The 14652-nt window shown below is 50.5% G+C and carries 13 protein-coding genes; 10 read left to right on the forward strand and 3 right to left on the reverse strand.

Annotated features, from left to right (window positions below; all coding sequences use genetic code 11):
- Positions 1 to 106 precede the first annotated feature (106 nt).
- From I2H39_RS20420 to I2H39_RS20465, 10 genes are all read left to right on the forward strand, one after another.
- Positions 107 to 724: a 5-formyltetrahydrofolate cyclo-ligase gene (locus tag I2H39_RS20420; RefSeq protein ID WP_138306440.1), complete on the forward strand. Its 618-nt coding sequence runs from the start codon at positions 107 to 109 to the stop codon at positions 722 to 724.
- Positions 725 to 866: 142 nt separating this feature from the next.
- The gene (locus tag I2H39_RS20425) at positions 867 to 1301 is read left to right on the forward strand and encodes a DUF3788 domain-containing protein (RefSeq protein WP_138306441.1); all 435 of its coding nucleotides are present in this window, start codon (positions 867 to 869) and stop codon (positions 1299 to 1301) included.
- A 159-nt stretch (positions 1302 to 1460) separates the two neighbouring features.
- Positions 1461 to 2672 carry an ROK family protein gene (locus I2H39_RS20430; protein ID WP_195627400.1) on the forward strand — a complete coding sequence of 404 codons (1212 nt, stop codon included), beginning with the start codon at positions 1461 to 1463 and terminating at the stop codon, positions 2670 to 2672.
- 235 nt (positions 2673 to 2907) lie between these two features.
- Positions 2908 to 3957 (forward strand): substrate-binding domain-containing protein, encoded by a 1050-nt coding sequence (locus I2H39_RS20435; RefSeq protein WP_138306443.1) that lies wholly within the window; start codon positions 2908 to 2910, stop codon positions 3955 to 3957.
- 146 nt (positions 3958 to 4103) lie between these two features.
- Positions 4104 to 5579 carry a sugar ABC transporter ATP-binding protein gene (locus I2H39_RS20440; protein ID WP_330641094.1) on the forward strand — a complete coding sequence of 492 codons (1476 nt, stop codon included), beginning with the start codon at positions 4104 to 4106 and terminating at the stop codon, positions 5577 to 5579.
- Between the two features lie 20 nt (positions 5580 to 5599).
- The gene (locus tag I2H39_RS20445) at positions 5600 to 6583 is read left to right on the forward strand and encodes an ABC transporter permease (RefSeq protein WP_138306444.1); all 984 of its coding nucleotides are present in this window, start codon (positions 5600 to 5602) and stop codon (positions 6581 to 6583) included.
- A 23-nt stretch (positions 6584 to 6606) separates the two neighbouring features.
- Positions 6607 to 8088: a xylulokinase gene (xylB, locus tag I2H39_RS20450; protein ID WP_195627401.1), complete on the forward strand. Its 1482-nt coding sequence runs from the start codon at positions 6607 to 6609 to the stop codon at positions 8086 to 8088.
- A gap of 35 nt (positions 8089 to 8123) precedes the next feature.
- Entirely contained in the window at positions 8124 to 9062 is a 939-nt protein-coding gene (locus tag I2H39_RS20455) for a nucleoside hydrolase (RefSeq protein ID WP_138306446.1), read from the forward strand.
- A 15-nt stretch (positions 9063 to 9077) separates the two neighbouring features.
- Positions 9078 to 9953, forward strand: coding sequence for a sugar phosphate isomerase/epimerase family protein (locus tag I2H39_RS20460; protein ID WP_195627402.1), 876 nt, complete (start codon positions 9078 to 9080; stop codon positions 9951 to 9953).
- Between the two features lie 62 nt (positions 9954 to 10015).
- On the forward strand, positions 10016 to 10540 hold the full coding sequence (locus I2H39_RS20465) for a GNAT family N-acetyltransferase (RefSeq protein WP_138306448.1): 525 nt from the start codon (positions 10016 to 10018) through the stop codon (positions 10538 to 10540).
- On the opposite strand, the gene I2H39_RS20470 is transcribed toward I2H39_RS20465, so the two are convergent.
- From I2H39_RS20470 to I2H39_RS20480, 3 genes are all read right to left on the reverse strand, one after another.
- On the reverse strand, positions 10531 to 11472 hold the full coding sequence (locus I2H39_RS20470; RefSeq protein WP_138306449.1) for a LysR family transcriptional regulator: 942 nt from the start codon (positions 11470 to 11472) through the stop codon (positions 10531 to 10533). The genes I2H39_RS20465 and I2H39_RS20470 overlap by 10 nt on opposite strands.
- Positions 11473 to 11491: 19 nt before the next feature.
- On the reverse strand, positions 11492 to 13465 hold the full coding sequence (gene gyrB, locus I2H39_RS20475; RefSeq protein ID WP_138306450.1) for a DNA topoisomerase (ATP-hydrolyzing) subunit B: 1974 nt from the start codon (positions 13463 to 13465) through the stop codon (positions 11492 to 11494).
- Between the two features lie 370 nt (positions 13466 to 13835).
- Entirely contained in the window at positions 13836 to 14543 is a 708-nt protein-coding gene (locus tag I2H39_RS20480; RefSeq protein WP_195627403.1) for a Crp/Fnr family transcriptional regulator, read from the reverse strand.
- Positions 14544 to 14652: the final 109 nt, after the last annotated feature.

The raw sequence follows: 14652 nt of genomic DNA on the forward strand, positions 1-14652 counted from the left end.
CATCCGGGGAAGTGTATAATGGGGGAAATAATGACAATGAAGGATATAATGGCATTGAGGGATATAATGGCAATGAGGAAAATAACGACAGGGAGGGGAAACATCCATGGCTTCAGAAGCGTTTAAAACACCGGAGGACCAGAAGAAAGCACTGCGTCATGAAATAAAAGAGGCGGTTGCAGCACTGGATGAGGGTTATACAAGGGAGGCGGACACCAGGATATTCCGGTATGTGACCGGTCTGCCGGAATTTGAGCAGGCGGGAACCCTGTTCTGCTTTGTGGGAACCAGCGGGGAGATAGATACAGCCCCCATATTGGAGGAGGCTTTAAGACTGGGGAAACGGGTGGGTGTTCCACGGTGCATTGCCAGAGGCGTCATGGAGGTGGGGGAAATCAGAAGCCTTCAGGATTTGGAGCCGGGAAAGTACGGCATCCTGGAACCGGGGGTCCATGCCCCGGTCATACAGCCGGAGGAAATCAGCCTGGCTATTGTGCCGTGCATGTCATGCAGCCATGACGGCAGGCGTCTGGGGTACGGCGGCGGTTACTATGACCGCTATCTGGACAGGACCCGGGCCGCGAAGGCTGTCATATGCAGGGAACGGGTCATGCGCCACGATATACCGGTGGAGCCCCACGACCAGATAATGGATATGGTGATATCGGAAGATGGAGTCAGGCGCCTGGGGTCAGATGCCTGCCGGACCCTGACAGAGTCATAGGCGTATCTGCCGGATGCCGGAAAACATGACATGCAGATGTCATGTTATAGATGGTATAATCCTGGAATGACAGTTGTGTGATACAGCGGTATACCGCACCGGGCAGGCAGAGGCGCGGGCGTGATGAAAAGGAGGTACGGCAATGACGTGGATGGAGGTGTACCCGGCTCACAGGCAGCCGGATATGGAGCAAATCGGAGAGTATATAGCCAATCCCTGCTGGCAGCAGCTTTTGGACTGGCTGGAGGAAACCTTTCATCTCTCCCCCAGGATTGAATACAGCAGATGTTCCATGCAGGGCGGATGGAATGTAAAGTATAAGAAGGGGTCCAGGGCGGTTTGTACATTGTATCCGGAAGAAGGGTATTTTATCTGCATGGTTTCCATTGGGGCAAAGGAAGCCCCGGAGGCGGAGCTGGCGCTGAATGGCTGTACTGCGTATGTCCGTCAGTTGTATCATGATACCACTCCGTTTAATGGGGGAAGGTGGCTGATGATTGAGGTAAGGGACAGGGATGTGCTGGAGGATGTGAAGGAACTGATTGGAATCCGGATGAGGAAGAAGCGGGCTGTTTAAAAATCATCTGCAGCAGCAACGGCTGCAACAGCAGGAAGAGGAGGGACATAAATCCCCCCTCTTCCTTATTTTTGTCTTGACAATCCGTTCATTGCAACGTATGATGAATATATTAATTGGATTAATTCATTAAAATCAATTAATGAATAGGGAGAGTGTATGAACAGAAGCATAAGGGGTTTTAATCAGGAGAATATACAGGACATGAACCGGACGCTGCTCCTTAACCTTCTCAGGAAGGAAGGAATTTGTGCAAGAGCCCATCTGGCCAATCTGTCCCAGTTAAAACAGGCAACAGTGACTAACATTGTCAGCGATTTTATTGACTGGGGACTGGTGAAGGAGGTCGGCTTTTTAGTTGGGAATAAGGGACGCAGGTCCATAGGCATTTCCATTAATAACGATGATTTTGGGGTTTTGGCCATAAGGCTGGCCAGAAAAAATTATACGGTAGGAATTTTCAACCTGTCCGGGAATCTGCTGGATAAGAAGCGGGTGGAGCTGGATGTGAACCAGCCTCCAAGGATAACCTTTGAGGCCATAATCGATGCAGCCGGAAAGCTCATCAGGTCGTCTGAACCAAGGAAAATCATAGCCATAGGCATGGCCATACCAGGCCCTTACAGTGAGAAAAGAGGGCGTATTGAACTGATGACAGGCGTCCTTGGATGGAATGAGATTCCGATTCAGGAAAAGCTTCGGGACATTTTCAGAATACCGGTATTTCTGGAGCAGGATGCAAATGCAGGCGCCCTGGCCCAGTACTGGCATAATGATGAGGACTATAAAAACGGAGTTGTGGTATATATTGCAGTCGGCCAGGGCGTGGGCGCCGGTATCATCAACAACGGTGAACTGCTCAAGGGCTGCATCGGCGTTGCAGGGGAGGTGGGGCACACCTCGGTCTGCTACAATGGTCCCAGATGCGCATGCGGCAACTACGGGTGTCTGGAGAATTACTGCTCTTCCATTGCCTTTACCAAGGAGGTTAACCGCGTACTAAAGCCTGAGACGGAATATAATTTCCGACAGGTGTCCCAGCTCTTAAAGGACGGCAGCCAGGAGGTTATGGAGATTTTCCTGGATGCCTGTGATAAACTTTCCGTTGGAATCGTAAATATTATCAACAGTTTCAATCCATCGGTCATTGTAATAGGAGATGAGATGTCCCATATCCTTCCGTCGGTTATGCTGGAAAGGGTTAAAAGCAGGGTAAAGGAGAGGGTGCTGCCGGAGATTTATGCCAACATGGATATAACCATGAGTGTGGTGAGCAATGATTCCATGGCTCATGGGGCGGCCATTGTGGCGATAAATGATATTTTCAATCATCCCTTAACCTATTTTGAGAGCAGAGAAAAGAACGATTGAGACAGGTATAAGAAGGCAATACAAAAGAAAGTCATATTTACAAGGCTGTGGTTTGTCAAAGTGCACAAACCACAGCCTTGTTTTTGTGCAAAATATCAAATAATGAAAATGAAATACTGCATTTTTAAAAACTTATTGACAAAACATTCAATTTGTTGTAATATAAAGTCAACTTATTAATTAATCCAATTAATGAATATATTCAAAAAATGATTATCTTGGAGGAGGAAAAGTCATGAAGAAAACATTAGCAGTTGTTCTTGCAGCCATGATGGCAGCCAGCCTGACAGCATGCGGAGGTTCTGCAGCCAAGGATACCACGGCTGCCGCCGCAGAAGCTCCGGCAGCAGAAAGCACAGCAGAAAAAACCAGTGAGGACGCAGGGGCGGCCGAAACGGAAAAAACAGCAGAAAAGGCAGAGAAAAAGCAATATAAATTTGGCTTTACGGAGATGAGCGCCGGTTCTTTCTTTGATGCCTGTTACGGCGGTGTTGAGGAAGTGGTCAAGGCCAACGGGGACGAGGTTGTCCATGTGGAAGGAAAAGCCGACAGTGCTTACCAGCTGGGCGTAATCGAAGATTTTATTTCGCAGGGATGCGACCTGGTGTTCTACAACCCGTCAGATGCAGCGGCATCGGCAGCAGCAGTGAAGGCCCTTAATGATGCGGGTATTCCCATTGTAAACTTCGACTCAGCTGTCAGCGACCTTTCCAAGGTGAACTGCTTTGTGGTAAGCGACAGCTATTCCTGCGGTCAGATTGCAGGCGAGGAATTGGTTAAGAATCATCCTGAAGGCGGAAAAGTGGCTGTATTGGATTTCCCTGCATCGGCAGCAGCAGCGGACAGGGCCAAGGGATTTGTGGACACAGTGACAGCCGACGGTTTATTCGAGGTAGTGGCCCAGATGGATGCAGGGGCAAAGCCTGAGAAAGGCCTGACCGTGATGCAGGATTTACTGCAGGCCCACAGTGACCTGACGGCCGTGTTCTGTATTAATGACGAGTGTGCCCAGGGCGCCTATTCTGCCATCACAACAGCAGGCGACAAGATTGAGATTTATAGTGTCAATGCAGGACCTGAGGCAAAGGCAGCCATGACAAAAGACGGCGTGGACGGCATTTGGAAGTGTACTGCTGCCCAGAGCCCAATCGGCATAGGACAAAAGAGTGCAGAGGTTGCGTATCAGATTTTAAATGGCGAATCTTATGAGTCTGAGATTAAGATTCCATCCTTTGCTGTAACACCTGAGAATATTGAGCAGTATAACAAGACGGACTGGCAGTAAGCAGGAGGAGGCATTAGATGCTGTATTGGCAGGAACGTGACAGTACAGCATCGGCCCGGAGCGTTCTGAGGAGCGCTTCGGGCCGGCCTCCCTTTATTTTATAGTACGAAGAGAGCGGGGTGCCAATGGTGAGCGCGGTTTTGGAAATGAAACACATAGCAAAGAGTTTTTCCGGCAACAAGGTGCTGCTGGACGTGGACCTGACGGTAGAGGAAGGGGAGGTCCATGCTCTTCTGGGAGAGAACGGTGCCGGAAAGTCAACTCTCATGAAAATTCTTGGCGGAATTTACACCAAGGATGCCGGCAGTATTTTCATAAATGGCAGGGAAGTCCAGATACACAGCGTGGCAGATGCCCGTGATAATGGCATCAGTATCATCCACCAGGAGCTGATGCTGGCCAGACATATGACCATAGCGGAAAATATATTCATGGGCAGGGAACAGAAAAAAGCCGGAGGGTTTGTGGACCTGGCCAGGCAGGAAACTGAGACTCAGAGATTCCTGGACCAGTACGGCATAAAGTTAAAGGCTGATACAAGGCTGGACCGTCTGACCATTGCCCAGCAGCAGATGGTGGAAATCATACGGGCCGTGTCCTTCGGTTCAAGGATAATCGTGATGGATGAGCCCACTTCCTCGCTGTCAGACGCAGAGGTGGATATTCTCTACGGTATGATTGGCATATTAAAGGAACAAAAGGTATCTATCATATACATATCCCACAGGCTGAATGAACTCTATGACATTGCTGACAGGACCACGGTGCTCCGGGACGGGGAACATGTGGGAACAGTCAGGATGAAGGATACGGAGAGGTCTGAGCTTATCGCCATGATGGTGGGACGGGATTTGGCCAGCTATTATACGAAGAATGACAATGCAGAGGATGAGGTGGTCCTGGAGGTAAAGGATTTGTCTGACGGCAAACGGGTGAAAAAGGTAAGCTTTGACCTGCACAAGGGCGAAATCCTGGGAGTGTCCGGCCTGGTGGGGGCGGGAAGAAGCGAGACAGTGGAATGCCTCTTCGGAATCAGAAGAAAGGTCCGGGGGACCGTCCGGTTTAAAGGCAGGGAAGTGGATTTCAGGAATCCCAGGGAGGCCATGGCCAATGGATTCGGACTGGTTCCGGAGAGCAGGAAGGAACAGGGGTTATTCCTGCAGTCCGGTGTCAGGTTTAACACCACCATCAACGTTATTCCCAGATTCCTCAAGCATTTTATCTGGAACAGGCAGGCGGAAGACGACATCGTTGAAGGCAAAATAAATGACATGCACATTCGGGTCACTGGGCCGGAACAGGTAGTGGGTAAGCTCAGCGGCGGTAACCAGCAAAAGGTTTTAATCGGAAGATGGCTGTGCTCCACCAAGTCCGTGCTTATACTGGATGAACCTACCAGAGGTGTTGACGTAAAGACAAAATCTGAGATATATGCACTTATCGACCAGCTGGCTGCCGGCGGAATGTCAATTATCATGGTATCCTCGGAGCTCCCGGAGATTATCAATATGAGCGACAGGGTACTGGTCATGTGCAACGGATACAGTACAGGCATACTAAACAGGGATGAACTGACTCAGGAGCGGATTATGACTCTGGCTACCACAGAAATAGGCGCTTAAGTTCGAAACAGGAGGATAAAATGGAAGCAAAGAAAAATGACAGCATTTTGCCTGGCTTTGGCAGGAATGTGGTTTCAACAGTTAAATATAACGGCGGAATTATTATTGGCCTTTTCATCATTTGTCTGTTGCTCAGTGTTATGACGGACTCATTTTGTACGGTGAGGAACCTTTCCAATATCATGCGGCAGATATCCATCAATGTGATTCTGGCATGCGGAATGACCATGGTAATTATACTGGGCGGAATCGACCTTTCGGTTGGGTCGGTCATAGCAGTATCCGGGTGCCTTTGCTGCGGACTGATTACCAATGTGGGCATTCCATCCATCATAGCCATCCCTGTTTCCATCTGCGCAGGGACCCTGGTGGGCGTGTTTAACGGATTTGTTATATCCAGAACCACCATTCCTCCCTTTATTGTGACCCTGGCCATGATGAACATAGGAAGGGGGTTTGCCCGTATATATACCAAGGCAACCACAATATTAGTGGATGACCCATTGTTTACTTTTATTGGAAGTGGTAAAATTCTGGGAGGGGTGCCTATCCAGTTTGTGTATATGCTGGTAGTAATTGTCATTTCAGGTCTTATACTCAACCGGACAAAATTCGGAAGGAATATCTATGCAGTAGGGGATAACCGGCAGGCAGCCTCCTATTCAGGCATTAATTCCAGAAGAGTAACCATGATGGTATTTGTGATTATGGGAATCTTTGCGTCCTGTGCGGGAATCCTGAGTTCCGCCCGTACTTTTTCCGCACAGTTCAATGTGGGAGAAGGCTCGGAGATGGATGCCATATCAGCCGTTGTATTGGGAGGCACCAGCATGAGCGGAGGCGTTGGCCGCCTTAGCGGGACCATTATCGGCTGTATTGTAATCGGAGTATTGAACAACGGTATGAATATCCTGGGAATCGATTCCTCCTGGCAGTATGTGGTAAAAGGTGTGGTGGTCCTCATAGCTGTATTTATTGACTATATCAAGAAGATGAAAGATTAATGTTTCACCGGAAAGGATGAAGTATGTCAGTTATTCTGGGAATTGATTTGGGGACATCAAGTATAAAGGCAATGCTCCTGGACAGCGGCAGGGGTGTAATATCAGTGGAGAGCAGCCCTTATGAGGTATCCATACCATTGGAGGGATATGCGGAGCAGAATCCGGAGACATGGTGGCTGGAGACAAAGCGGGTCCTGGGACGTCTGAGGGATAAAAACAGACAGGAATTCAATGAGATTCAGGCAGTGGGTTTTTCAGGCCAGATGCATGGAATCGTTGTGGTGGACCGTAACGGGCAGCCCCTCCGCCCTGCCATCCTCTGGCTGGACCAGCGTTCCAGGAAAGAGCTGGAGTCCATTAATCATGTGCTGGGCTTCAGGGAGATGGGAGAGGTATTCAGGAACAGGGCATTTACCGGTTTTGCGTTCCCCTCCCTTATGTGGCTGAAGGAGCATGAGCCGGATGTGCTTTTAAAAGCCGGGGCAGTGCTGATGCCAAAGGATTATATCCGTTTCAGGATGACCGGCAGGCTTGCTTCGGATGTGACGGATGCTTCGGCCACTGCTTTGTTTGATACAGCTAACAGAAACTGGGCCTTTGGCATCATTGAGAAATTCGGACTTCCCAGGGAGATATTTCCGGCCTGCGGGGAGTCCATGGAGGTGGCCGGGACAGTCACCGGGCATTGCCATGAGGAATGCGGGCTTAAGGAAGGCATTCCGGTTGTATACGGCAGCGGGGACCAGATGGCGCAGAGCATTGGCAATGGCGTGTTCAGGGAAGGGGAGGTCATTTCCAACATAGGTACCGGCGGTCAGATTTCAGCCTATATAAAGGAACCAAAGTATGACAGGGAGCTGAGGACCCATACCTTTTGCCATGCTCTGGATAAGGCATATACCATATACGGGGCCACCCTGTGCAGCGGTATGTCCTTAAACTGGCTGAAGAATAAAATCCTGGATATAGAGGACTTCAACCGCATGAGCTATATGGCCCGGGAGATAGAACCAGGCTGCAAGGGCCTGATATTCCTCCCGTACCTGTCCGGGGAAAGGACTCCGCATATGAATCCCAGCGCAAAAGGAATGTTCTTTGGGCTGAGCTTATGCCAGGACAGACGCTATCTGACCCGGGCCGTCATGGAGGGAGTAACCTTTAGTCTCAGGGATTCGCTGACTATTTTTGAGGAACTGGGAATTCAGTGCGAAACAGTCATTGCCTCGGGCGGAGGCTCCCACAGCGATGTGTGGCTGCAGATTCAGGCGGATGTATTCAACAAAAAAGTAAAAGTATGCGAGGTGGACGAGCAGGCCTGCCTGGGCGCATGTATTCTGGCAGGCACGGGATGCGGGATATTCGGCAGTGTGGAGGAGGCGGCCCGCAGGTTTGTCAGTTTCCGTGAAAAGGTATATGCGCCAATTCCGGAACATGTGGATATTTATGAAAAACAGTACAGGATATTCCGGGAACTGTATATAGCCAATAAGCGGTTCATGATTTGATACATGCGGGTTCGGGAAGCATAAGGAGAATACATATGGGAAGAGAAAAGATATTACTGGACACGGATATCGGCACGGAGGTGGATGATGCCATTACTCTGGCATATCTTCTGGCCAATCCGGATGCGGAAATCATGGGAATCACCACGGTTACCGGAGAAGCGGCGGAGCGGGCAAGGCTGGCAAGCGTATTGTGCCGCATAGCAGGGAGGGCGGATATACCCATTTATCCGGGATGTGAAACGCCTGTTTTTGTTCCCCAGATTGAGCTGTATGCGCCTCAGAAAAAGGTACTCAGCAGATGGGAGCATCAAAAAGAGTTTCCGGCCAACCGGGCGGTTGCATTCATGCAGGATGTAATACGGAGAAATCCAGGGGAGATTACGCTGGTATGCATTGCACCCCTCACCAATGTGGGATTGCTTTTTGCAATGGACCCTGAAGCTGCACTGCTGCTTAAGCGTATTGTGCTTATGTGCGGCTCGCCTACGTATACCAGATACGACAATACAGGAGAAACAATGAGCGCAATGGAAAAAAGCGATGTCATTGTTTTGGGAAGCAAGGGCGTAATTGAAAATAATGCGCTGATTGACCCCCATGCGACAAAAATTGTCTATGGGGCGGATGTCCGGGAACATATTACATGCGGTTTAAATGTAACCAGTCAGCTGATAATGAAACCTGAGGAGGCGGAAGGGCTGTTCCGCCACCCCCTTCTGGAACCTGTATTGGATATAGCCAGGGAGTGGTTTAAGGACGAAGAGAGGGTGACATTCCACGACCCATTGGCAGCCGTTTCGCTGTTTCACGATGATGTGTGCGTGTTTGAGCAGGGAGACTTGTCCATAGAGACAGACAGTCCTTTGCTCTCCGGATTTACGTACTGGAAGAAAAATGCCGGCGGGCGCCATAAGGTGGCCATGAAGGTTGATAAAGAGATGTTTTTTAAACATTTGTTTGAGGTATTTTAAAGAGGAGGTAATGGGATGAAATACGGTATTTATTTTGCTTATTGGACAAGAGAATGGTTTGCTGACTATAAGAAGTACATGGATAAGGTATCTGCATTGGGGTTTGATGTGCTGGAAATCTCCTGCGCAGCGCTCAGGGATGTATACACAACCAGGGAGCAGCTGATTGAACTGCGGGAATATGCCAGGGAAAAGGGGCTGATTCTCACGGCCGGCTACGGACCTACCAAAGCGGAAAACCTGTGTTCTGAAGATCCTGAGGCAGTGAGGCGCGCCATGACATTTTTTAAGGACCTGCTTCCAAAGCTGCAGCTGATGGATATCCATATTCTGGGAGGCGGACTGTACTCCTACTGGCCGGTGGATTTTACCATCAATAATGACAAGCAGGGAGACCGGGCAAGGGCTGTCAGAAATCTGAAGGAACTGGCTAAGACAGCAGAGGAATGTGATGTGGTTCTCGGCATGGAGGTGCTGAACCGCTACGAGGGTTATATTCTCAATACATGTGAAGAGGCGGTTGACTTCGTGGATGAGATTGGAAGCAGCCATGTAAAGATTATGCTGGATACCTTCCATATGAATATCGAAGAGACCAATATGGCCGATGCAATCCGCAGAGCAGGAGACAGGCTGGGACATCTTCATCTGGGAGAACAGAACCGTCTGGTGCCGGGGAAAGGCAGCCTGCCATGGGCGGAGATAGGACAGGCGCTCCGGGATATAAATTATCAGGGAGCTGCTGTTATGGAGCCGTTTGTTATGCAGGGAGGAACCATTGGCTCTGAGATAAAGGTATGGAGAGATATGGTACCGGACCTTTCAGAGGAAGCACTGGACAGGGATGCAAAGGGTGCGCTGGAATTTTGCAGACATGTATTCGGCATTTAGTACTGTACCGGGACGGGGCTGAATGAACGGGTAAACCATTTGGTGAAAGAAGGCGGACAAACATGAAGTTAAGAAAATACCGCAGTTTTGACTGCCCGGAAATGGCCCGGCTGTTTTACGATACAATCCACTCAGTAAACAGTCGGGACTACACGCAAGCACAGTTAAACGCCTGGGCAGACGGAAATGTGGACATAGAGGCCTGGAACCGGTCGTTTACGGAGCATGAGACCATTGTGGCTGTGGACGGAGAGAGAATCGTGGGTTTCGGCGATATGGACGGAAACGGCTACCTGGACCGTCTGTATGTGCACCGGGATTACCAGGGGCAGGGAGTGGCCACCGCCATATGTGATTGTCTGGAACAGTGGGAGAAGGACCAATGGATGCAAAACCAGAAGCATATGGCTGGCGGCGGGGAACCGTTTCCTTCCCCGCTGCGGTTCACAGTCCACGCCTCCATCACGGCCCGTCCCTTTTTTGAGAAAAGGGGATATAAGGCAGTGAGGGAGCAGCAGGCGGAGCGGAAGGGACAGAAACTTGTAAACTATGTGATGGTAAAGACTGTGGAGAACAGCTATGATTGAATTGCCGCAGCCTGTTTCCTGTGGAGATACTCCTTCAGAAGTTCTGTAAAGAGAGTCATGTTTTCCAGCGATATTCTGGAAGGAGAATTGTGTTTCAGCATATAGAGCGTGCGCCGGGGCGGCGCAGGTGACAGAGGCAGTATCCGTATGGGATACTGCCTTTTTAATCCGATGGCAGTGGTGGAGGGCATGATGGTCCAATAATCCTCTGCCTCCAGAAAATCATTGAGAATGGAAATACTGGTGGCTGTCACAAGGGGACGGCTGCCGGGCCTGATATACCGGTCATGCCACAGCTTGAACTGGGGGCCCCATCCAATGTTGCTGTTGGCGGGAGAACCGGTCAGCAGCTCTCTGTGGGGCGGAAGTGAGGAAGGGTGAACCGGTGATGCAGGGGAAATATCCGGAGGCACCAGCCCGGAGCTTTCTGGAATGACCAGCACCATGTCATCCTCTGACAGAGGCGCTGCATTTACATGAGGGGTGCTGATGTCATAGAGGGCAAATCCCACGTCGGCCTGTTTGCTGCTGACAAGGGAATAAATCATATCCGCGGGATAACACTTAATATCCAGTGAAAAGCCGTGGAGGGAAATAAGTTCCCTGTAAAATGGCGTCAGGTTGTAGTCCAGGAAGCTGTCTACCGTGGCAATGGTCAGGCAGGGGGAATCGCTCATGCCTCCTATCTGGTCCGCTTCATTCCAAAGGGCCAGCATCTGGGCTGCAACATGGGAAAAGGCCAGCCCCCTGGATGTGGGAAGGGCGGACCTGACTCCCTTTCTGCGTTCAAAAAGCGGGTAGCCAAGCTCCTCCTCCATGGCCCTCAGCCTGGACCCGGCTGTAGAGGGAGAGAGATAGAGCTGCTCCGCTGCCTTTATAAGGTTATTTTCTTCCAATATGGTCATAAAAAGCTGCAAATCATCCCGGTTCAAAGCAAAATATCCCCCTTTATCAGATATCCAGCATGGAAATGTACTGCGCATGTTCCAGAATGAAATTTTTCCGGGGCTCCACTTCATCGCCCATAAGGATGGAGAAGGTCTGGCAGGTTTCATCGTACATATCCATGTCATCAATGGTGACACGCAGGAGCGTACGCCTGGAAGGGTCCATGGTGGTTTCCCATAGCTGTCCGGCATCCATTTCACCCAGGCCTTTGTAGCGCTGTATTTTGCAGGTGCCGTCCCGCTGGATGTCGTTTAAGGTCTGCGCCAGCTCGCTGTCACTATAAGCATACCAGAGTTTCTTTCCTTTTTCTACCCGGTAAAGAGGGGGCCTGGCCAAAAATACGTGTCCCTCCTCAATAAGCTTTGGCATGAAACGGAAGAGGAATGTCAGCAAAAGGGTGGTGATATGGGCTCCGTCCACATCTGCATCCGTCATAAGGATGATTTTGCTGTACCGCAGGTTTTCAAGGGAGAAGGTGTCCAGCACGCCTGTGCCGAAGGCGGAAATCATGGCCTTGATTTCTGCATTGGTACTGATTCTGTCCAGGGATGCCTTCTCCACGTTGAGTATCTTGCCCCGGAGAGGGAGCACTGCCTGGTTTTCGCGGCATCTGGCCAGCTTGGCGGAACCGCCGGCTGAGTCGCCTTCCACAATGAACAGCTCGCATTCACCGGGATTTTTGCTGGAACAGTCCGCCAGCTTGCCGGGAAGGGAGAGTCCGGACAATGCGGTTTTACGGCGGGCCATCTCCCTGGCAGTCCTGGCAGCGGTTCTGGCCTTCCTGGCTAAAAGCGCCTTGTCACAGATGGCTTTGGCCGCTGCGGGATTCTGTTCCAGGAACAGGGTGAGGCGCGTATACACCATTTGCTCCACCACCGGGCGTACATGGCTGCTTCCCAGCTTTTGTTTTGTCTGGCCTTCAAACTGGGCGTCCTGAAGGCGGACGCTTAGGACAGCGGTCAGCCCCTCGGAGAGCTCATCACGGCTCAGGGAAGAATCCGTGTCTTTCAGAAGCTTTGCATTCCTGGCATAGTCATTGACCGCCCTGGACAGTGCCTGGCGGAATCCTGTTACGTGGGTGCCGCCTTCGGGTGTGGAAATGTTATTGGCAAAGCTTAAGAGCTGTTCCCCGTAAGAGGAATTGTGTACCAGGGCAAATTCTGCCTGCACGCTGTCTGTCTCATGATGGCCGGAAATGATTCCCGTATAAAGGGGGTCATCATCCTGGCTCAGCCAGGATACAAAGTCCTTAAGTCCGTTCTGGAAGCAGAAGGTGCAGGACCAGGGGGATTTTGGATTTGATGCCCCGCTGCCGGAATCCGGCCGCAAATCATACAGGGATATTTCCAGGCCCTGGGTCAGGAAGGCAGTTTCGCGCAGCCTTTCCTCCAGAACATCCCTGTCCCAGGCAATGGATGGGAAAATATCCTGGTCCGGCATAAATGTCACCGTGGTGCCATGACTCCGGGGACTGCACGGGCCCAGTTGTTTTACCGGGGTTACGGGTATGCCCTGTTCATAAGACTGGGAGTATGAGAAACCATCCTGGTCCACCTGTACATGCAGCTGGGAAGAAAGCGCATTGACCACAGAAGCACCGACACCGTGAAGGCCGCCTGATACCTTATAGCTGCTGTCATCAAATTTTCCGCCGGCATGGAGAACCGTGAATACCACCTGGATGGCGGAAAGACCGGTTTTGGTCTGGATTCCTGCCGGAATACCCCGTCCATTGTCACGGACGGTTACGGAACCGTCCGCGTTCAGGTACACCTGGATGGAGGTACAGTGGCCTGCCAGGGCCTCATCAACGGCATTGTCCACGATTTCGTAAACCATGTGGTGAAGCCCCTGGGAAGAGGTGCTGCCGATGTACATGCTGGGGCGTTTGCGCACTGCCTCCAGCCCCTCCAGTATCTGTATCTGGGCAGCGCCATAGTCTTCTGTTACCGGGGAAAGGGATGATGTCTGATTCATAAGGCAATTCTCCTGAACTTAATTAGAGTATCAGTAACATTCTGCCATTATATCAGAAAGAGACGGGGAAACATTGGTTGATTTCCTGGGATTATATGGCGGGAAAACCGGCATTGCCTGCATCCACCGCAAACTGCATACGCTGTACTGGCTAGGTAAGCTGAAACTGCATATTGAAAAAATCTTGAATAACTTTCTGGAATCTGCTATGATATAAATATAAAAGGGAACAACCGCCCATAAGTGGTTTGACCTGTGAAGGAAGTAGAAAACACCACCCTGACACCTGCCAAAGTTTAAGGGTGGTTTTTCTATGCGCTACTAATGACTAATCTGGGCATCTATTTTCATAGCGGCAGAAGCCGCCCCATTATTTATCCTTCGCCGCCTCCAGCCATTCCATGGCCATCCCATACTGTTCCCTGGTAAAGGTTATCTTCCCCTTGCACAATGAAAAAAATCCCTCCTCCTTCAGCTGCCGTATGGTCCGGTTCAGGGTCTTTACGTTGACGCCGATTTCTTCCTGCAGCATCTGGCGGGTGCGCAGCACGGTGATGGTCTTTGGGGGCCGGGATGACTCCATGCCGCTCTGGCGGCCGTACTTCACCATATAATCCAGCAGAAGATAAGAGGGCGGGTAAAACAGCTTGGCCCCGTTGTTATAAGAAGAACGGTAGAGCTTGAATGCGGTGTGGCGGGCAGTCAGGTGCAGTATGTTCATGTCGGAGGCCAGCCAGCGCTCGGCGTCCTTGCGGCTTATGTAGGCCACAACGTTGTCGGTTACGGCCTCTATGGTTACGGAGGTGCGGCTCATTCCGGCCAGAATCGTGACCTCACCGATGAAATCAATGGCCTTGTTGCTCTCAATCATATAGACATTTCCATTTTCAAATTCATTGATGACGCGGTTTTCACCCTTTGCCACAATTCCAAAATACTCCAATTCCATATTTTTCTGGTGGATAATGGAGCCTGCTGCATGGGTCCTTACGGTACAGCGGCTCCGGATATCCTCCGGCATATTCTTTGTATATTCTTTCAGAGCGGGCACGGCCGCTTCCAGTTCTGTCAGTGTCATTTGTATTCTCCGCTTCAATCAGTCTTATTTTATCAATTGTAAGTATATCATCTTACATTTCTTAAAATCAATGGATTTTCTTGTTAAAAGTGCTCATTTGTCCTTTTTT

The sequence above is a fragment of the Clostridium sp. 1001283B150225_161107_B6 genome (assembly GCF_015556325.1).
GTDB lineage: Bacteria > Bacillota > Clostridia > Lachnospirales > Lachnospiraceae > Enterocloster.

Bases quoted from the DNA above. Each gene is read 5' to 3' on its own strand.
- I2H39_RS20420 (WP_138306440.1), top strand. From the start codon at position 107: ATGGCTTCAGAAGCGTTTAAAACACCGGAGGACCAGAAGAAAGCACTG.
- I2H39_RS20425 (WP_138306441.1), top strand. From the start codon at position 867: ATGACGTGGATGGAGGTGTACCCGGCTCACAGGCAGCCGGATATGGAG.
- I2H39_RS20430 (WP_195627400.1), top strand. From the start codon at position 1,461: ATGAACAGAAGCATAAGGGGTTTTAATCAGGAGAATATACAGGACATG.
- I2H39_RS20435 (WP_138306443.1), top strand. From the start codon at position 2,908: ATGAAGAAAACATTAGCAGTTGTTCTTGCAGCCATGATGGCAGCCAGC.
- I2H39_RS20440 (WP_330641094.1), top strand. From the start codon at position 4,104: ATGAAACACATAGCAAAGAGTTTTTCCGGCAACAAGGTGCTGCTGGAC.
- I2H39_RS20445 (WP_138306444.1), top strand. From the start codon at position 5,600: ATGGAAGCAAAGAAAAATGACAGCATTTTGCCTGGCTTTGGCAGGAAT.
- xylB (WP_195627401.1), top strand. From the start codon at position 6,607: ATGTCAGTTATTCTGGGAATTGATTTGGGGACATCAAGTATAAAGGCA.
- I2H39_RS20455 (WP_138306446.1), top strand. From the start codon at position 8,124: ATGGGAAGAGAAAAGATATTACTGGACACGGATATCGGCACGGAGGTG.
- I2H39_RS20460 (WP_195627402.1), top strand. From the start codon at position 9,078: ATGAAATACGGTATTTATTTTGCTTATTGGACAAGAGAATGGTTTGCT.
- I2H39_RS20465 (WP_138306448.1), top strand. From the start codon at position 10,016: ATGAAGTTAAGAAAATACCGCAGTTTTGACTGCCCGGAAATGGCCCGG.
- gyrB (WP_138306450.1), bottom strand. From the start codon at position 13,465: ATGAATCAGACATCATCCCTTTCCCCGGTAACAGAAGACTATGGCGCT.
- I2H39_RS20480 (WP_195627403.1), bottom strand. From the start codon at position 14,543: ATGACACTGACAGAACTGGAAGCGGCCGTGCCCGCTCTGAAAGAATAT.